This window comes from Micromonospora sp. HK10 (genome assembly GCF_000982955.1).
In the GTDB taxonomy this organism is placed as follows: domain Bacteria; phylum Actinomycetota; class Actinomycetes; order Mycobacteriales; family Micromonosporaceae; genus Micromonospora.
The window spans coordinates 17,140-35,331 of sequence record NZ_KQ058690.1 but is presented as its reverse complement, the minus strand read 5'-3'; the positions used below and the strand labels follow the sequence as shown (position 1 = coordinate 35,331).

The following is an 18,192-nucleotide window of genomic DNA, read 5'->3' as shown; positions in this document are numbered from 1 at the left end:
CCGACCCGGTTGCGCCCCGCCGCGCCGGCTACCGCCGTCCCGGCCCGGCCGCCTACCGGGTTGCGGCCCGCCGCGCCGGCGGCCGCCGTCCCCGGCCAGCCCGAGCCGGTACGCGGACAGCCCGCCCCGGTCCGCACGGAGCGCTGACCCGCCGGCGACAGCCCGCGTGCGCCCTCGGCGGCTGACCCCTCGGCCGGCTCGGCGCCTGCCGCCGCAGGGGTCAGGGAACCCGCTGCTCGCCCGGGTCAGGAGAAGAGCGCCCGGCCCCACCAGTCGGCGGCGTCGCGCACGCCCGGCGGGCAGGCGAAGAGGCCGCTGGAGACGTGCCGCAGGTACTCGTTCATGGCGTCGTTGCGGGCCAGCCGGGTCTGGATCGGCACGAACTGCCGGCGGGGGTCGCGCTGGTAGGCGATGAAGAAGAGTCCCGCGTCGAGCCGGCCCAGCCCGTCCGAGCCGTCCACGAAGTTGTAGCCGCGGCGCAGCAGCCGGGCGCCGTCGTTCTGGTCCGGGTGGGCGAGCCGGACGTGCGCGGTCTCGGCGATCACCGGCGCGCCGTCGTCGCCCTTGGCGGCGAAGTCCGGCTCGTCGAACTCGGCCCGCCTGCCCAGCGGCGCGCCGCTGCCCTTGGCCCGCCCGACGATCATTTCCTGCTCCGCCAGGGGGCTGCGGTCCCAGGTCTCGACCAGCATCCGGATCTTGCGGGTGACCAGGTAGGACCCGCCGGTCATCCAGTCCTGGCCGTCGCCGGGCTGGGCCCAGAGCTGCTCGCGGAGCAGGTCGGCGTCCTCGGCCTTGAGGTTGGCGGTGCCGTCCTTGAAGCCGAACAGGTTGCGCGGCGTGGCCTGCCCCCGCGTGGTCGACGAGGTACGCCCGAAGCCCAGCTGCGACCAGCGGACGCTGACCACGCCCATGCCGATCCGGGCCAGGTTGCGGATGGCGTGCACCGCCACCTGGGGGTCGTTGGCGCAGGCCTGGACGCAGATGTCCCCGCCGGAGAGCTCCGGCTTGAGCGCGTCGCCGGCGAAGCGCGGCAGGTCGGCCAGGGCGGCCGGGCGCCTGCCGGCGATGCCGAACCGGTCCCGGCCCTGGGCGTCGCGGAACAGCGTCGGGCCGAAGCCGACGGTGAGGGTGAGCTGGGACGGGGGCAGCCCCAGCGCCTCGCCGGTGTCGTCCGGCGGGGCCTCCGGCATGCCGTCGACCGCGCCGATCAGCCCGGCGTCCTGGCCGGCGGTCATCCGGGCCGCGGCGGCGGTCCACTCCTGGAGCAGCGCGACCAGCTTCGCCCGGTCCTTGGTGATCACGTCGAACGCGACGAAGTGCAGCCGGTCCTGGGCCGGGGTGGTGATGCCGGCCTGGTGCGCGCCGAAGAACGGGACGGCTCCGGCGGCGGTCGCGGTGGCCGACGCCTGGTGTCCCCCGCCGAAGAGGGCGCCCGCGCCGGCGGCCACCCCGGCCACGCCGGCGACACCGGCCCCGGCCAGGGTGATGGCCCGGCGCCGGGACACCCCGCGTGCGGTCTCCCCGGCGCTCGGCGCGCGCACCGCGCCGGCCGGCTCGCTGGGCTCACTCATCGCGTCACCTCCCGGTCGGGTCGTCATCGAGCGACGACGGCGGCAACCTTGCTGATCGGCTCGGCCAGCGCGTTGATGCTGTCCGACAGCTCCTTCAGCTCGGCCTTGCTGAGCTGGTTGTGCAGCTTCCAGCCGTCGCCGACGCGGTGCTTGCCGAGCGCGGCCTCGACGTTGCCGAATTCGGTGTCGAGCTGCTTGACCAGGTCGGGCGAGCGCTGCTCGAGGGCGGGCCGGAGGGCCGCGATGGCCGCCTTGGAACCTTCCAGGTTGGCGTTGAAGTCCCAGAGGTCGGTGTGCGAGTAGCGCTCCTCCTCGCCGGTGATCTTGCCGCTGGCGACCTCGTCGAGGAGCGCCTTGGCGCCGTTGGCGAGCTGGAGGGGGGTGAGTTTCTCGGCGTTGGCCTTCGCCACGATCGCCTTGACGTCGGTGAGCAGCTGGTCGGCGAGCGCGCCGTCCTTGCTGACGTCGCCGGTGGTCCAGAGGTCCTTCTCGATCCGGTGGAAGCCGGTGAACTCCATGCCCTCCTCGACGACCTCCTCCCGACCGTCGATCTTCGGGTCGAGGTCGCCGAAGCTCTCCGCGACCGGCTCGATCCGCTCCCAGTAGGTGCGGGTCACCGGGTAGAGCTCCTTGGCCTTGGCCACGTCGTTGGCCTTGACGGCGGCCACGAACTCCTCGGTCCTGGTGAGCAGCGCCGCGGTCTGGCTCCGCACGTACCGCTGGTAGCTGGCGGTGGCCTCGCTGAGGGCGGCGTCGGGCGCCACGGTGGCGGCGGTGCCGCTGACCTTGAGCGCGCCCCGGATGCCGCGCCCGCTCATGCCCGGCTTGCAGGCCGTCTCGTACGTCCCGGCGGGCAGTTCGACGCGCAGTTCGCGGCTCAGGCCGGGGGCGATGTTCTCCACCTCGCCCATCACCCGGTCACCGGCGGCGTAGACGTAGAACTCGTTGACCTTGGATCCCGAGTTAGTCACCTTGAAGGTGACCTGGCCGGCCCCGATCTCGGTGGCGGCGACCTCGCAGGCGCTGTCGGTGGCCTTGACCTCGATCGGGCCGCCGGCCTTGGCGTCCTGCTGGTCCCCGCCGCCTCCGCAGCCGGCCAGGCCGGTCAGGGCGAGCAACCCGGCGGCGGCGGGCACGACGAATCGAGTGGTACGCATCGGTGCGGTGTCTCCTCGGAAGGCGGGCATCAGGCGCGCTGCGGCGCGGTGACCGGGGTGTCGGTGCCGGCCGGCGGGGCGGCGGGCGGGGCGGCGGGCCGGGCGGGTGCGGCCGGCTTGCGCAGGAAGAGCAGCAGCACCGGGACCGCGTACGCCACCCAGGCGATCGCCTCGAGCACGGACGGCGTGGCGGTGATGTTGAACATGCCGCTGAGCAGGGCCGCGTACCAGGTGCTCGGGTCGAGCACCGAGGAGATGTCGAAGGCGTGGTTGTTCAGGCCGGGCAGCACGCCGGCCTCCTGGAAGTCGTGCACGCCGTACTTGAAGATGCCGGCGGCGACGAGGATCAGCAGCGCGCCGGTCCAGGTGAAGAACTTGCTCAGGTTGAGCTTGAGCGCGCTGCGGTAGAGCAGGAAGCCGATCACCACGGCGGTGAGGATCCCGCCGATCAGGGCGAGCAGCGGCCCCCGGCTGGCGCCGCCGGCGGCGCTCTGCGCCGCGGAGTAGAAGATCAGGGCGGTCTCCAGGCCTTCCCGGACGACCGCGAGGAAGGCCATGCCGGCGACCGCGAACGCGCCGACCGCGAGCGCGTCGGAGAGCTTGCCGCGCAGCTCACCGGCGATACTCCGGGCGGCCTTGCGCATCCAGAAGATCATCCAGGTGACGAAGACGACGGCGGCCACCGAGGTGACGGCGTCGAAGAGTTCCCGTTCGTCGGAGGTGTCCAGCAGGGTGGTCGAGGTGTACTCGATGAGCCAGCCGAAGAGCACCGAGAGTGCCACGGCCGCGCCGATGCCGAGCCAGACCTGCGGCAGCCGGCCGCGCCGGTCCGACTTCACCAGGAAGGCGACCAGGATGCTGACCACCAGGGTGGCCTCCAGGCCCTCCCGAAGGCCGATCAGGTACGTGGCGAACATCGGTACTCCGTAGTCGGTTAGGCACGCCTCAGTTAACTTAGGGCAGCCATACCTTCCTCCTGTTCCGACGGTGCGTCAAGTCGTTCATGACAACCTTCACCTGGCGGGGGGCCACTGTTCTTCTCCCGGCTGTGGCAGGATCCGGCAGACCCCTCGCCAGACAGGACGACCGTGGCCGACGACCTCTTCACCCCCACGATCACCCCCACCGCGTACGCCGGGCCGCGGCGCCCACCGTGGCGGCCGGGCTCACTGATCTATCCGGCCATCCTCGGTGGGGCGCTCGCCGGTACCACCCTGGCCCTGATCAACGCCGGCCGGCTCCGGCTGCCGGCCCGGGACACCCTGGCCATCGCCGGCGCCGGGCTGGTCGCCCTGGCCGCCCGGGTACTGGTCACCACCATGCTGCTCGACGGCCGGGTGTCCGGGCCGGGCCGGGTGGTCGGCGCGCTCTGCGGCGCACTGGCCTGGACGGTCGCCAACCTGCTGCAGAAGGGCCGGTTCCGCAGCTACGAGATGCGCGGCGGCGAGCCGACCTCGCTGGTGAAGGCCGGCATCGCCGCGACGCTCGGGCTCGGCCTCGTCGAAGGGCTGATCATCGTGCTGGCCGGCGGCCTGCGGTGACCGCCCCCGAGCAGCAGCTGGCGCGGGTGGTCGCGCTACTGGAGGCCAACCGGCCCGAGCAGGCACTGACCGAGCTGGGCAAGGTGGGCGGGTCGGCGGCCACCGGCCGGCTGGCGTACCGGTGCCGCACGGTCGCGCTCAGCGAGCTGGACCGCTGGGACGAGGTCGCCGAGACCGCCCGGCGCGGGCTCGCCGAGGTGGGCCCGGACGCCGAACTGCTCGGCCGGCTGGGCCGGGCGCTGCGCGAGCAGGGCGCGCTCGCCCCCGCGGAGCGGGCGCTGCTGGACGCGCTGGCCCTCGAACCGGAAGACCCCTGGCTGCTCTGCCAGTACGCGGACCTGTGCACCTCGGTCGGGCAGACCGACAAGGCGGGCCGGCTGGTCGACCGGGCCGCCGCGCTCGCGCCGGAGGAGCCGGCCGTCTACGCCAGCCGGATCCAGCTCGCCTACGCCCGCGGCGACGACCGGAGCGCCCAGCGGGCGGCCCGCGACTTCCTCGGCCGGCACCCGGACCATCCGGCGGCGCTGGCCCTGCACGGCAGCGTGGCGGTGACGGCGGGACGGGTCGGCGAGGCGCACCGCTCGTTCGGCCGGGCGGTGGCGCACGACCCGGCCGACGCCGACTACGCCGAGGCCGCCTGGGAGACCCGGGTGTACGCGCACCCGCTGCTGCTCCCGCTGCGCCCGCTCTACCGGTTCGGCTTCCGGCTCTGGTTCGCCGCGGCGGCGGCCATCGTCGTGCTCAACCTGGCCGGCCTCCAGGTCGCCGCGCTCGTGGTGTCGGTGCTCTGGGTGCTCTACTGCGTCTGGTCCTGGATCGCGCCGCCCCTGGTCCGCCGCCTGGTCCGGGGCCGCTGGCGCGCCTGAGAGCGCGGAAAGGGGCCCCTGCCGGCAGGGGCCCCTTTCACACCGCGGCGTCGATCAGTAGCGGTAGTGCTCCGGCTTGAACGGGCCCTCCTGGGACACGCCCAGGTAGGCGGCCTGCTCCTTGGTGAGGGTGGTCAGCCTGGCACCGAGCGCGTCCAGGTGCAGCCGGGCGACCTTCTCGTCCAGGTGCTTCGGGAGCACGTACACGCCGACCGGGTAGTCGTCGGTCTTGGTGAACAGCTCGATCTGGGCGATGGTCTGGTTGGCGAACGAGTTCGACATCACGAAGCTCGGGTGCCCGGTGGCGTTGCCCAGGTTCAGCAGGCGGCCCTCGGAGAGCACGATGATGGCGTGGCCGTCGTCGAAGCGCCACACGTCGACCTGCGGCTTGATGTTCTCCCGGGTCACGTCCGACCGCTTGGCCAGGCCGGCCATGTCGATCTCGTTGTCGAAGTGACCGATGTTGCCCACGATGGCCTGGTGCTTCATCCGGGCCATGTGCTCGTGGGTGATCACGCTGAAGCAGCCGGTCGCCGTGATGAAGATGTCGGCCTGCTCGACCACGTCGTCCAGGGTGGCCACCTGGTAGCCGTCCATCGCCGCCTGGAGCGCGCAGATCGGGTCGACCTCGGTCACCACGACCCGGGCGCCCTGGCCGCGCAGCGACTCGGCGCAGCCCTTGCCCACGTCGCCGTAGCCCATGACGACGGCCATCTTGCCGCCGATCAGCACGTCGGTGGCCCGGTTGATGCCGTCGATGAGCGAGTGGCGGCAGCCGTACTTGTTGTCGAACTTGCTCTTGGTCACCGAGTCGTTGACGTTGATGGCCGGGAAGAGCAGGGTGCCGGCGCGGTGCATCTCGTAGAGCCGGTGCACGCCGGTGGTGGTCTCCTCGGTGACGCCCTTGATGCCGGCGGCGATCCGGGTCCAGCGCTGGCCGTCCTCGGCGAGCGAGCGGTGCAGCAGCTGGAGGATGACCGCGTACTCCTCGGAGTCGGCGGACTCGACCGGGGGCACCACGCCGGCCTTCTCGAACTCGGCGCCCTTGTGCACGAGCAGGGTGGCGTCACCGCCGTCGTCGAGGATCATGTTGGGGCCCTGCCCGTCCGGCCAGGTCAGCACCTGCTCGGTGCACCACCAGTACTCCTCCAGCGTCTCGCCCTTCCAGGCGTAGACCGGGACGCCGGCCGGGGCCTCCGGAGTGCCGTCCGGGCCGACCACGATCGCGGCGGCGGCGTGGTCCTGGGTGGAGAAGATGTTGCAGGACGCCCAGCGGACCTGCGCGCCGAGCGCGACCAGGGTCTCGATCAGGACGGCGGTCTGGATGGTCATGTGCAGGGAACCGGTGATCCGGGCGCCGGCCAGGGGCTGGGCCTCGGCAAACTCGCGCCGGATCGCCATCAGCCCGGGCATCTCGTGCTCGGCGAGCTGGATCTCCTTGCGCCCGAACGCGGCGAGCGACAGATCCGCCACCTTGTAGTCGCCCTCGGCGAGGGTGCTCGGCCGGGCGCCGGACGACGCGCCACTGGGGGCCGCCGGGAGGGTGCTGGTCATGGAAGCTCCTGTCGAACGAAGTGCTGCGCAGCCTTCCACCTTACGCGGGTCCGGTTCGTCTCCCGTGCCCGGTTGGCCGAGGCGCGCCGACCCGGCCGGCGGACAGCGCACGGGGCGGTCGGTCATGAACGGACTTTCCGCCCACGGCCCGGCCGCCCCGTGCATCCCCCCGGTTTGGATCCCCCGCGCGTCACCGGACCTTCGTCGCGACAACGCTGCGTACCCATAGAGTCACACCGAGCGACCAGGCAGTCAAGCTATTTCGGAAAAGTCGGATTCGTCGCGGCGGCCGGGCCGGGCTGGATCCTCAGCAGGCGCCGCAAGTGGCGACGTACGCCTCGCCCACGCCGCCGACCAGCAGCGGACCACCCGCCGCGGTGCCCACCGCCGCCTGCCCCGGCCCCAGGCCGACCCGGCCCACCCCGTCGTCCACCGTCACGGTGCCCGCGGCGCAGAGCACCACCCGCGGGCCGGGCAGCGCCAGCCGCACCTCCGGGTCACCGGCCGAGAGCGCCACCCGGTGCAACGCGAAGTCGTCCACCGGGACCGGCCAGGTCACCACCCCGGCAGCCACCGGCACGGCGCGGACCACCGGCTCGCCGAGCACCTCGAAGCGGAGCACCCGCAGCAACTCGTCCACGTCGACCCGCTTCGGGGTGAGCCCGCCGCGCAGCACGTTGTCGCTGGCCGCCATGATCTCCACGCCGGTGCCGCGCAGGTAGGCGTGCAGGTTGCCGGCCGGCATCCAGATCGCCTCGCCGGGCGCCAGCCGGACATGGTGCAGCAGCAACGCCACGACCACCCCGGGGTCGGCCGGATAGCCCGCCGCCAGGGCCCGGGCCAGCTCCGCGTCCGGGCCGTCGGCGCGTGCCGCCAGCACCTCCGCCACCAGCCCGGCCCGCTCCGACTCCGGCCAGCTCAACAGCAGGCGGACGGCCTCCCGCAGCCCCGCCGGACCGGTCCGCAACGCCCCCACCACCGGCGCCAACGCCGGTACGCCGAACGCCTCGATCGCCGCCGCCGACACCTCCGGATCGCGGAACCCGCAGAGCGCGTCGAACTCACTCAGCGCGACCAGCAGCTCCGGCTTGTGGAACGGGTCCACGTAGTTGAGCCGGTCGACGTCCGCCGCGTATCCCGCCCGGGCCTGCTCGGCGTCCGGGTGCGCCTGCAGGCTCAGCGGAGCGTCCGCGGCCAGCACCTTCAACAGGAACGGCAGCCGGGTGCCGAACCGGCCGACCAGCCGCTCGCCCAGCCAGTGCTCCGGTTCGGCGACCAGCAGGTCGGTGAGGCTCACCGCGCCGCCCGCCCGGTCGACGGTGGCCGGGGCACCCGGGTGGGCGCCCAGCCACAGCTCGGCCTCCGGGCCGGCACTCGGCACCGGCCGCCCCTGCAACCCGGCGAGGGCCGTGCGCGAGCCCCACGCGTAGTCCCGGATCCGTCCCCGCAACAGCTCCACGGTCAGCTCCCGGGCCGGCCGGACACCTCGTCCACGGCAACCTCGGCCTGCGCCGCCGCGGTGTGCGCCGCCTGCCCGGTGCCCGCCCGCTCGGCCGCCGCGGAGTAGATGTCCGGCTCCAGATAGATCACCCGGGCGATCGGCACCGCGGCGCGGATCCGCGCCTCCACGGTGTTGATGCCCCGGGCCAGTTCCTCGGCGGACTCGCAGGCCGGCACCGCGATCTTCGCGGCCACCATCAGCTCCTCCGGACCCAGGTAGAGCGTCTTCATGTGGATGATCCGCTCGACCTCGGGGCCGGCGCCGACGGCCTTCTCGATCGCCGCCAGGTCGTTCGGGTCGGCGCCCTCACCGAGCAGCAGGCTCTTGGTCTCGATCGCCAGGGTGAGGGCGATGAGCACCAGCAGCACGCCGATCATCGCGGTGCCGGCGGCGTCCCACATGCCGTTGCCGGTGATCAGGGTCATGCCCACACCGAACAGCGCGAAGACCAGACCGATCAGCGCGCCGAAGTCCTCCAGCAGCACCACCGGCAACTCGGGCGCCTTGGCGCGGCGGATGAACCGCACCCAGGTCTGGTTGCCGCGGATCAGGTTGGACTCCTTGATCGCGGTACGGAACGAGAAGCTCTCCATCAGGATCGCCGCCACCAGCACCGCCACCGGCACCCACTGCCAGCTCTCGATCGGGTGCGGATCGGCCGCCTTGTGGTACGCCTCGTAGAGCGCGAAGAGGCCACCGAGGCTGAACAGCACGATCGCCACGATGAACGCGTAGATGTAGCGCTCCCGCCCGTAGCCGAACGGGTGCTCCGGGGTGGCCACCCGCTTGGCCCGCCGACCGCCCAGCAGCAGCAGACCCTGGTTGCCGGAGTCGGCGACCGAGTGGATCGACTCGGCCAGCATCGACGAGGAGCCGGTCAGCAGGAACGCGATGAACTTGGTGACGGCGATGCCGACATTCGCCGCCAGGGCGGCGATGATCGCCTTCGTCCCACCGTTGGCGCTCATGCTCTCCGCCCGGTGCCGCACGTGCTCACTGGTTTGCCAGCTCCTTCATTTCCGTGATGGCCGGGACGGCCATCGGGTCCAGCCCGTGTGCCAGGGCCAGGTAGACCGAGGCGAAATCCGGCACCGCCATCAGCGAGGCCAGCCGCTCCAGCGCGGAACCGCCCTCGGCGGTCACCACGTCGCAACGCACCCCGCGCCGCTCGGCGAGGGTCTGCACCGCGTCGGCCCGGCGCTCCTCCACCGCGAGCGGCTCGTCGGTGTCGTCCTCGGCGTTCAACCCGCCGTCGCGCAGCAGCACCAGCCGCAGCCGGGTGGCGCTGCTCTCGGTCTCGTCCGGGTCGGCGAAGATGTCCCGCTCCCCCTCGGCGAGCCCGCCGAAGACGCCGTCGAGCAGACCGACCCGGCCCCGGCCCGCCTCGCCCAGCGCCCCGGCGACCACCGGGTAGCGGGCGTTGGCGGAGAGCGTGTCACCGAACCGCCGGGCGGCCACGGTGGCCAGCGGGGACGAACCCCAGACGATCGGGATCGAGCCGGCCAGCCCCAGGGCCAGCGACTTCGCCGGGTTCACGAAGGACTCGGCGGTGGGGCGGCAGCGGTCGGCCTCCGCGTCCAGCCGGGCCGCGGTCTCGGCCAGGTCCGCCTCGTTGACCTTCACCAGCCCGAGCGTACGGGCGGCGAGCAGCACCGGCACGGTGAGCGCCCAGAGACTGGCCCGGGCCGGGGCCCGCCGGGGCACCGGGATGAACGGCGCCCGGGCCCGCTCGGCGACCGACTGGAGTTGGGAGTCCGGTGCGCCGACCGCGACCAGCCGGGCACCCCGCCGGTGCGCCGCCTCGGCCGCGCCGAGCGCCTCAGGGCTGCGGCCGGAGGCGCTCACCGCGATGACCACGTCCGCCGCGCCCACCCAGCCAGGCACGCCGGCGCTGCGGTGCGGGATCACCGGCACCGGGCAGCGCGGCCCGGCGACCGTGGCCAGCACGTCACCGGTACGCCCGGCGGTGCCGATGCCGGCGATGACGACCGCGCGGGGCCGCCCCTCGTCCGCCAGCACGGTCAGGTTGGCCTCGGCGGCCAGCGCCGCGGACTCGCGCACCTGGGCACCGGCCGACGCGGTGAACCGCAGCATGCCGCCCGGGTCCTGCTCGGCCAACTGGCGCGGGTCGTCCAGCAGTGACTCGTCGGCGTGCCGGTGCCCGCTGACCCCGGCCGTACCCTCCATCACGGCTGCGGCGCGGAGCCGCCGCGCGCGTCCTCCGCCGCGGGCCCGCCGCGCGCCTCGTCCAGCAGCAGCACCGGCACGTCGTCGCGCACCTCGAAGATCCGGCCGCACTCCGTACAGGTGAGGGTCTGCGCCTGCGAGTCGTAGTCGAGCGGGGCGTGGTGCGTGTCCGGGCAGGCGAGGATCTCGAGCAACTGCGGGTCCAGGGCCACAGCGCGGCTCCTTCCACGTATGCGGTCTCACCGGTCGGCGGTGCCACCCGGCGCACGCGATCTTATCGGCGAACCGGCGCGGGCACCGGGGCACGTCTCAAGCACCGGCGGGCCGCCGGCGCGGGCCTCCCCGGTCCGCTGGTCGCCCGCCACCGTCACGGTAACCCCGGCGCGGGGCCGGGCCGGCTCAGCGGGGCGGACGGGGCAGCACGCTGGTGGCGTCACCACCGGCCGGGGCCGGCGGCTCGCCACCCGGTCCGCCGGTCGGCGCGGGGGCGCCGTAGACGTTGCCGGCCGGTCGGGGCGCGGGCGCCCCGTACACCCTCGGGGTGGGCGGCTGCTGCCCGTACACCGGGCCCGCCGGGGCACCGGCGCGGTACGTCGTGCCGCCCGTCCCGCCCGCCGCCGGCACCGGCGGGTGGCCGGTGGCCGGCTCGTCGGTCCGGTCGGCCCGGTTGCGCCGGACCAGGAGGACGATCAGGGCGGCGCCGACGAGCACCAGCAGGATGCCGATCCACATGACGAGGGAACCTCCGGAGGACGTGCCGGCCGCGGCGGTGCGGGACCCGGCGGCCGGGCCGGCCGCGGCCAGCGCCGGGGCGCTGTCGTCGGCCGACGCGACGGTCACCTCCACGCTCGGGCTCGGGGTCGGGGACGGCTTCCGCGTCGGCGTCGGCGAGGCGGCCGGCGCGCCACCCACCACGCGGGCCGAGTCACCGGCGCGGCCCAGCACCCGGCCACTGGCGGCGGTCGCCTCGCCGACGACCGCGAGCCGCCCGCCCGGCGCGCCGCCCAGGAAGGCCACCCGGTAGCGGACCGTGATGCTCTTGCCCTTGCACAGGGTGGGCTTCGCCGGCGCGGTCCGTGGCGTGGTCACCGTGCCGCCGCCCCCGGAGACCGCCACCGGCCACCACCGACCGGCACCGTTCACCTGCACCCGGACCTGCTCGGCGCGTACCCCGTCGAGGTGCAGCCCGAGGGCGGTCCGGAGCTGCACGCAGCCATCGGTGCGCTTGCGCACCTCGACCGCCAACGAGCCGGCCGCCCCGCCGACGGTGAAGCTGCTCGCCGCGCGCACCTCCACCCGGTCGTCGGCGGCCGACGCCGGGGACGCCACGACGGCCAGCAGGCCGCCCAGCATCGCGCCGACCGTGGCCAGCCGCGCCGCGTGCCGCCTCACCGACATCTCCACCTCACCTGTCCCGCCCGACCGGATCCGCCGGTCAGGTTACTACCGGGTCCTGGTGATACCCGCCCATCGAGCGCTCAGCATGTGTGCCGCGACACCCGCCCGCGTCGCCGCACCTCGTCGGCCGGGCGCGACCTCAGCCAGGCACGGCGGCCAGGGCCTCCCGGCACAGCCGGTCGGCGGTACGGGTGGTCTCCGGCAACCGGTACCGCGGGCACAACGCCAGCACCCGGTCCACGGCATTGTCCAGGCTCATCCGGTGCCCGACGCTGACGAACACCGGCTTCACCCCGTCCCGGGTACGCAGCACCCGGCCGACCACCTCGCCGCCGTCCCGCAGCGCGCTCCAGGCGCCGCGCTCGGGGCCGGGCGGCGCCCACTGCCCGACCAGCGGCGTCTTCGCCACCCCGATCGCGGGCAGGCCGGTGACCAGGCCGAGATGGCAGGCCAGCCCGAACCGGCGCGGGTGCGCCAGCCCGTGCCCGTCGCAGACCAGCAGCTCGGGCCGGACGGTCAACCGCTCCAGGGCGGCCAGCAGGGCGGGCAGCTCGCGGAAGGCGAACAGCCCCGGCACGTACCCGAAGGCCGGCCGGCCCACGCTCACCGCCTGGTCGACCACGGCCAGCGTGGCGGCGTCGAGCACCGTGACGGCCGCCGCGAGCCGGTCACCGCGCTCGGCGTACGCCACGTCGAGGCCGGCCACCGTCGTGGGCGCGGTGGGCCCCGGCCCGACCAGGTCCACCCGCGACCGCAACTCCTCCTGTACGCGCAGCGCCTCCGTGACGTCGGCCGGCGGCACGTACCGGACCGGTCCCGCCGTCACGGCCGCCCAGCGCCCTCCCCGGCCGGCGCGAGGTCCGTCCGGGCCTCCTCGGCCCAGCGCACGATGCCGTGGGCGCTGCACGCCTCGGCCACCTGGGTCGCCTCGTCGACCAGGCCCAGGGCCCCCTCCGGATCGCCCTGCTCCGCGGCGAGGTAGCCGAGCGCGAGCAGGTTCGCCGCCACACCGGGCAGGAAGCCCACCTCCCGGCGCAGTCGGGTCGACTCCTCCATGAGCTGCCGCGTGGCGTCGAGCCGGCCCGCCGCCTGATCGAGGAACGCGAGGTGCCGCAGCACGTACGACAGGGTCAACTTGTCGCCGGCCCGGGTGGCCAGTTCCCGGGCCCGGGCGAACGCCGGGGCCGCCGCGTCGCCATCGCCCCGGATCACCTGGTGCAGGCAGCCCACCCAGAACCGGGCCTCACCCTCACCGCGCTCGTCGCCGAGCTGCCGGTACAGCTCGGCGGCCCGCTCGAACAGCTCCAGCTCCCGCGGGTCCTCGACCTCCTCCGCCAGGTAGCGGGCATGCAGCACCCGACCCCGGGCCAGGGCGAGATCGGCCTCCACCCCGTCCAACGCCCGGTCGGCCGTGACCAGCGCGTCGGCGTCGCCGCCGAACACCGCCCTCTCGTACAGCTCCCGCGCCAGCTCGATCCGGTCCGCCGTCGTCATGCCGCTTCCGCTCCTGTCGTCGGTTACCGGTGTCGTGGTTACCGGTTGTCGTCGGGTTCCTGGTGTCGTTGGTTTCTGGTCGACCCGGCCGGCGGTCCTCCCGCGGACCGGTCCGGCCGGGCCGTTCCTCGTCGTGGGCAGGGGCAACCCGTACGGAAGGTCGTCAGGGGGCGGCGATGCTCGGGTCCGCGCCCGGGTCGCCCGCCGCCCGCAACTGCTCCTCGAACATGACGAACGTCCGCCGCCGGATGCCGGTGATGAGGGCCTGCTCCCTCGGGGTTGGATAACGTCGCTCTGCCCGGATGGTGTCCTGAAGTGCTTCCACGGTCTTGTACAGAGCGAACACCGGCCCGTCGCCGTCCAGATGCCGGCCGCGCTCCTGCTCGGTGAGCCAGATGAATTCGTCCGGCGAAATCTCATAGATCTCCTGCTCACCACCGGCGGAGAGGGCCTTGTCGATCAGGTGGTTGGCCGGTTCCCAGCCGCCGCTGTCCTCGGAGAGACGCCATCCGGCGACACCCCCATCGGGCGTTTCGACGAGCTTGAGTGACGACCCGTAGTACTCGAAGAACCTCGGGAACTTATTGCCGGCCACGCCAGTCACGGTTTCGTCGTCCCCCCAAGCCCTTCCTCAAGCGCCCTCTGGTAGGCGTCCTGCGCCCGGCGGAGCAGACCGTCCCGGATGGCCTCCTCCACCTTCATCAGGGGCCGTCCAACTGACTCGGACAACGTCTCCAGGTCTCGCCGGACCTCGTACAGGGCATGCTCCCACCGGGCCACCCGTTCCACTGACCGCAGTTGCAGGCGAAGCTCCGCCACGTGCCCGTTCGGCATGTCCAGGTTGAGCAGCACGTCGCGATATCCGCTGCCCTGCGGCGACTGGAACCGATCTTTGATGCTGAGGATCCGCACCGAGGGATCGGCGGCCAACTGGCTCAGCGCTCGATAGATGTCGTCCAGACGGTCGAATTCCACCTTCGCGCCAGCGAGATCCTTCAACCGAGAAGCGTCATTGCGATATTCGATCAGCTTGTCCATCACCCTGTCGCGCTTCTTCGGCTCACTTCTCCAGCCCGGATGCCCGCAATCCCCCGCCAGCCGCAGGGCGAGGGCATTCAGCTGCAACTGCGCTTCCGCCGCATCGACATACAGCTTCTCCACATACGCGAGCCGGTAGCCGGCATCGTCCTTCCGTGCCTGGTCAAAGCCGAGTTGCAGCGGTCGCTGTCGACGGTTGCGCACCGTAGCACTTATCGCCCGCTGTTCCGAGGTCAGCGGTGTCGGAGCCGGCACGGGATCGTCGTGGTGGGTCAACGCCTCGGGGCCGCGGACGGCCAGGTCGCCGAGGACGGCACCGAGAACGCCCAGGGCTTCTTGCTGACCCGCCAACCTGTGGAGCGTCAACGGTCTGGCCAGCAGTGAGTCTCCCAGTTCCGGGACCGACAGCACGATCCGCGCCACGTCCGGTTGCCCGGCGAGCTGGTGGAGCAGAAACTCGGCGAGCAGCGGTTCGCCTCGGGGCGGCGCCTCCCAGGCCTGGTCGAGCATGTGCCGGACCCGTGGGTCACCGAGCAGCCGGGCCAGGTCGGCGGCGGCCGGCTCGTCCAGCGTCGGGACCAGCCGCCGCAGCGTCGCCGGGTCCACGTGGTGCGCCAGTTCGACCGGGGTCACCCCGGCGGCGAAGACCTCGTCGAGGTGCGCGCTCGCGGCGATCGCGTCCCGGACGAAGAGCCCGGCTCCGATCCGTTCCGCATGGGCGGCGAGGTGCTCTCTCCGCCTGGCGTCGTCCGGGTCCGGCTCGGGCAGGCTGCCAGGTGGGGACGAGACGTCGCCGTGGCGCAGAGTCGTGCCCTCGCCAAGGAGGTGAACCCGGTTGAAGTCCGGGGCGGGCTGGTCGCCGTCGTACGGGGCCGGCAGATCCGGTGCCGGCGGCGGCTCGGGCCGTTCGTGCGGTGCGGGGAGCACGTTGTAGCGGCCGGGCGGTCGGCCCGGCACCGGCATCGGCTGGCCGTCCGGGCCGAGCACCAGCGCGTCGAGGCCCACGACGTTGTCGTCGTGCGGCACCCCGCTGTGGGTGTAGAGCGGCTGGTCCCAGGCGACACCCTGCTGCGGGTCGAGGTAGAGCACGGTGCCGTTCTGGTTGAGCGCCACCCAGGCGTGCGACGCGCCGTTCTGCCAGCCGGTGATCAGGAACGCGTAGCTGCCGTGACCACCCGCCAGCAACTGACGGTGCAGGTCGCGATAGCCGTGTTCGACCCGTTGCCGTACCTCCGGCTCGGTTGTCGGCCCGCGGCCCGGGCAGAGGTCCTGGAACTGGCCGCCGGTGATCTCCTCGACCCGCCGGGGCCCGTCCGCCTCGCCGCCGACCGGTTGGCGGACGTCCCCCATCAGGTAGCCGTCGAAGGTACGCGGTGCGGAGACCCGGGGCCGGCCGTGTACCCAGGTCTCGTAGAGCGACAGGGTGCAGTCGAGACAGTTGATGCTCCGGGTCGCGTCGGCCTGCGGACCGCCGTCGTTGGCGAGCTGGAACCAACCACCGTGCCGCGGGTCGGCGGTCCGCATCACGCTGCCGTCCGGGTTTCGCGGCATCTGCCGCTCCAGGTCCGTCTGGTGCAGCGCGAGCGGCGGACGCAGCCCTCCGCGTACGCCGTAGCGCCGGGACCGGTCGATCGGCGGCGGGCGGCCGTCGCCGGTGAGGGCCGACAGGTCCGACGATTCGACGGCGCCGACCGCGAGATCGGCCACATCGTCGTTGATCCGGTAGAAGTCGGCGTCGTCCTCGACGGTCACCTGAGCCGGCACGAACTCGCCGGTCAGCGTCGCCTCGGCCTCGTCGACGAACCGATGGTAGAAGTTCTCCCTACGGCGTCCCTCCCGATGGTGTTCGTCGGCGAGCTGTGGCTGTCCCTCGTTCCGCAGCTCGTAGGCACGCCGCAGCAGCCAACGGGCGGCTGCCAACTGCCGCTCCGCGGACTCCCGTAGTTCCTTCGCCCGGCGGCGCCGCCGCTTGTCCTCGAACCACTCCCGCTGCGCGCGGAGGTTGCCCTGATACCGGCGTCGCTCAAAGGCCTCCCGCTCGGCCGCCCGACGGGCGGCCAGTTCCTCCGGAGACGGGCGGCGGGGTGGCAGCGGGTCGAAGGGCTCCGGCCGAGATGGTGCGGGATCGTGCGACGGCTGCGGCGCCAGTGCCTCCAGCAGCGGGAACCGCGGGTTCGGCACCGGCCGGGGGTCGGAGGCTGGGGGCGCGGCCAGCGGGTCGGCCGGAGGTCGCGGGTGCTGATGCGGTGCAGGGGAGGTCAGCGGTTCGGCTTGCGCCGGCATCGCACCGTTTGACGGGCGGTCAGGGACCACCGGCGCGGAGGCGGCCGGCTGCGTGACGGGTGCCGGCGCGGAGGCGGGGTTGGGGTGCACCGGTAGCGGCTGGCCCGGTCCGCCGAGGTCGACGCCGGACGTGGTGTGCGCTGACCCGGAACTGTGGTCGCCGGCTCCCGGCGATGCGACGCCGCCGGGCCTCCCGATGCTGGCCGGGGACGCCGCCGTGAGGGGCGGCTCGACGGTCACCGAGGAGAGGATGGGGGCGGCCGCGGCCCCGACACGCGGCAGCGCCGCCTCGTGGTCGGCCGTCGGGCTCGCGTACGACGGGCCGGCTTCGACGGCCGCACGATCGGATTGGCCAGGTGCGAGGAGCTGCCCGGCATCACCGGAGGACGGGCTCGCCCCTCGCCCGGCTGGGTGCGGGTCTGCCGCGGCGAAATCGGCCACCGCCGGCTCCGGCTGTGCGGGGGCGGCAGGACGGGCATCCGCGGCGACCGGATGGAGCGTCCGTTGCGCCGGAAGGAGCCCGGCGGTGTCCTGCGTCTCACCGGGGAAGGCGAGTTCGGTGGGCAGAGCCAGATCGGCCAGCTTCCCGTCGAGGCGGTGGTGCAGGGCCGTGTCGGCCTGGCTGGTGGCCGAGCCGCTGGCCCCGGAGACCGCCGCGCGGGCCAGATCCTCCAGCGAGGCGTTCTGCCCGGTGGCCAGCCCGGCGGCGCCCTCCGCCAGGGTTTCACCGGCCATCTCGCGGCCGAAGCGCTCGCCGATCCCGGCGAAGCCGCCGTGCGCGTGCCGGCCCAGGCCGGCCAGCGGCGCCACGCCACCGCCGGCGAAACCGCCGAGCGCCGACGTGCCGACGTCGGTCAGGTCCAGCCCGTCGCGGCGTCCGGTGGAATTCTGGTACGCCTGGGTCGCGAGGCTGGTGCCGGCCTCCTGCCCGGCCTCGACGAGTCCGCTGATCGCGGCCCGGCGGGCGAACCGGCGTACGCCGCTGCGGGCGGCCTCCTTGGCGGCCCGCTCGCCCGCCTCCTTGAGGCCGTCCTTCATCGCCTTGCGCGCCAGCTGCGCCACGAGGCGCTTGAAGATCTGTTGCACCACCATCCGGCTGGCGGTGACGGCCGCGCCGGCGGCCGGCGACGCGGCGCCCAGGGTGAGCACGGTCGCCACCGCCAGGGACAGCAGCTCGATGACGAGGATGCCCAGCTCGATCCAGACCTCGAGCTTGGCGCCCTCGATGTCGCAGCCGCAGGACTCGACGATCCGGCCCATCTCGTCGCTGATCGCGAGTACCGCGTGCAGCGGCGCGTCCTCGTCCTTCGCGACCTTGTCCCAGGCGATGTCGAAGACCTCGGCCACCAGGCCGACGCCGCCGTACCCGCCGCGGACCTCGCCGGCCGCGGCGATCGCGTCGGCACGCGGGACCGCGAGGACGTCGGAGACCGTGTACCACTGGTCGGCGAGGTCCCAGACGGCGCGCTCGTTCCCGTCCGGCCACTCGACCCCGACGACCCAGTCCAACGCCTCGTAGATCCAACCGGGCAGGTCCCACGGGCAGTGGTCGAGCGGATGCGGGATCGGGCTGGGCAGCAGGCTCACGCGCGGATCCTCCGG

General features: G+C 73.6%; 15 protein-coding genes. 2 read left to right on the top strand and 13 right to left on the bottom strand.

Annotation, left to right across the window (positions count from 1 at the left end; genetic code table 11):
- Positions 1-245: 245 nt before the first annotated feature.
- From efeB to efeU, 3 genes are read right to left on the bottom strand one after another with little or no spacing between them, the layout of a single operon-like run.
- Positions 246-1,598: an iron uptake transporter deferrochelatase/peroxidase subunit gene (gene efeB / locus LQ51_RS04305; RefSeq protein ID WP_046563334.1), complete on the bottom strand. Its 1,353-nt coding sequence runs from the start codon at positions 1,596-1,598 to the stop codon at positions 246-248.
- Positions 1,595-2,728 (bottom strand): iron uptake system protein EfeO, encoded by a 1,134-nt coding sequence (efeO, locus tag LQ51_RS04300; RefSeq protein ID WP_046563338.1) that lies wholly within the window; start codon positions 2,726-2,728, stop codon positions 1,595-1,597. The genes efeB and efeO overlap by 4 nt, the downstream gene beginning before the upstream one ends.
- A 29-nt stretch (positions 2,729-2,757) precedes the next feature.
- On the bottom strand, positions 2,758-3,645 hold the full coding sequence (gene efeU, locus LQ51_RS04295) for an iron uptake transporter permease EfeU (protein ID WP_046563333.1): 888 nt from the start codon (positions 3,643-3,645) through the stop codon (positions 2,758-2,760).
- A 171-nt stretch (positions 3,646-3,816) separates the two neighbouring features.
- Here efeU and LQ51_RS04290 point away from each other — a divergent pair, with 171 nt between their 5' ends.
- Entirely contained in the window at positions 3,817-4,269 is a 453-nt protein-coding gene (locus tag LQ51_RS04290; RefSeq protein WP_046563332.1) for a hypothetical protein, read from the top strand.
- Positions 4,266-5,135, top strand: a complete 870-nt coding sequence (locus LQ51_RS04285) for a tetratricopeptide repeat protein (RefSeq protein ID WP_046563331.1) — start codon at positions 4,266-4,268, stop codon at positions 5,133-5,135. The genes LQ51_RS04290 and LQ51_RS04285 overlap by 4 nt, the downstream gene beginning before the upstream one ends.
- 54 nt (positions 5,136-5,189) lie before the next feature.
- Here the strand turns inward: LQ51_RS04285 and ahcY are convergent, their stop codons facing one another.
- The 10 genes from ahcY to LQ51_RS04235 all read right to left on the bottom strand — a co-directional run bounded on the left by ahcY (position 5,190) and on the right by LQ51_RS04235 (position 18,177).
- The gene (ahcY, locus tag LQ51_RS04280) at positions 5,190-6,689 is read right to left on the bottom strand and encodes an adenosylhomocysteinase (protein WP_046563330.1); all 1,500 of its coding nucleotides are present in this window, start codon (positions 6,687-6,689) and stop codon (positions 5,190-5,192) included.
- 307 nt (positions 6,690-6,996) lie between these two features.
- The gene (gene manA, locus LQ51_RS04275; RefSeq protein WP_046563329.1) at positions 6,997-8,148 is read right to left on the bottom strand and encodes a mannose-6-phosphate isomerase, class I; all 1,152 of its coding nucleotides are present in this window, start codon (positions 8,146-8,148) and stop codon (positions 6,997-6,999) included.
- Positions 8,149-8,150: 2 nt separating this feature from the next.
- Complete coding sequence (locus tag LQ51_RS04270) at positions 8,151-9,158, bottom strand: cation diffusion facilitator family transporter (RefSeq protein WP_046563337.1); 1,008 nt, start codon at positions 9,156-9,158, stop codon at positions 8,151-8,153.
- Between the two features lie 25 nt (positions 9,159-9,183).
- Positions 9,184-10,380 carry an SIS domain-containing protein gene (locus LQ51_RS04265; protein WP_046563328.1) on the bottom strand — a complete coding sequence of 399 codons (1,197 nt, stop codon included), beginning with the start codon at positions 10,378-10,380 and terminating at the stop codon, positions 9,184-9,186.
- A complete protein-coding gene (locus LQ51_RS04260) occupies positions 10,377-10,589 on the bottom strand; it encodes a Trm112 family protein (protein WP_046563327.1) in 213 nt (70 codons plus the stop codon). The genes LQ51_RS04265 and LQ51_RS04260 overlap by 4 nt, the downstream gene beginning before the upstream one ends.
- Before the next feature lie 187 nt (positions 10,590-10,776).
- Positions 10,777-11,775, bottom strand: a complete 999-nt coding sequence (locus tag LQ51_RS04255) for a hypothetical protein (protein ID WP_046563336.1) — start codon at positions 11,773-11,775, stop codon at positions 10,777-10,779.
- A gap of 139 nt (positions 11,776-11,914) precedes the next feature.
- Positions 11,915-12,601 (bottom strand): deoxyribonuclease V, encoded by a 687-nt coding sequence (gene nfi, locus LQ51_RS04250; RefSeq protein ID WP_046563326.1) that lies wholly within the window; start codon positions 12,599-12,601, stop codon positions 11,915-11,917.
- Complete coding sequence (locus LQ51_RS04245; protein ID WP_046563325.1) at positions 12,598-13,269, bottom strand: tetratricopeptide repeat protein; 672 nt, start codon at positions 13,267-13,269, stop codon at positions 12,598-12,600. Before LQ51_RS04245 ends, nfi begins: the two co-directional genes overlap by 4 nt.
- A gap of 163 nt (positions 13,270-13,432) precedes the next feature.
- Positions 13,433-13,864, bottom strand: a complete 432-nt coding sequence (locus LQ51_RS04240; protein ID WP_231605352.1) for a hypothetical protein — start codon at positions 13,862-13,864, stop codon at positions 13,433-13,435.
- Positions 13,865-13,869: 5 nt separating this feature from the next.
- A complete protein-coding gene (locus LQ51_RS04235) occupies positions 13,870-18,177 on the bottom strand; it encodes a toxin glutamine deamidase domain-containing protein (RefSeq protein WP_046563323.1) in 4,308 nt (1,435 codons plus the stop codon).
- Between the last annotated feature and the right edge of the window lie 15 nt (positions 18,178-18,192).

What these genes read in the sequence shown, in the direction of transcription:
- efeB (WP_046563334.1), bottom strand. Translation starts at nt 1,598, where the DNA reads ATGACGACCCGACCGGGAGGTGACGCGATGAGTGAGCCCAGCGAGCCG.
- efeO (WP_046563338.1), bottom strand. Translation starts at nt 2,728, where the DNA reads ATGCGTACCACTCGATTCGTCGTGCCCGCCGCCGCCGGGTTGCTCGCC.
- efeU (WP_046563333.1), bottom strand. Translation starts at nt 3,645, where the DNA reads ATGTTCGCCACGTACCTGATCGGCCTTCGGGAGGGCCTGGAGGCCACC.
- ahcY (WP_046563330.1), bottom strand. Translation starts at nt 6,689, where the DNA reads ATGACCAGCACCCTCCCGGCGGCCCCCAGTGGCGCGTCGTCCGGCGCC.
- LQ51_RS04270 (WP_046563337.1), bottom strand. Translation starts at nt 9,158, where the DNA reads ATGAGCGCCAACGGTGGGACGAAGGCGATCATCGCCGCCCTGGCGGCG.
- LQ51_RS04255 (WP_046563336.1), bottom strand. Translation starts at nt 11,775, where the DNA reads ATGTCGGTGAGGCGGCACGCGGCGCGGCTGGCCACGGTCGGCGCGATG.
- LQ51_RS04245 (WP_046563325.1), bottom strand. Translation starts at nt 13,269, where the DNA reads ATGACGACGGCGGACCGGATCGAGCTGGCGCGGGAGCTGTACGAGAGG.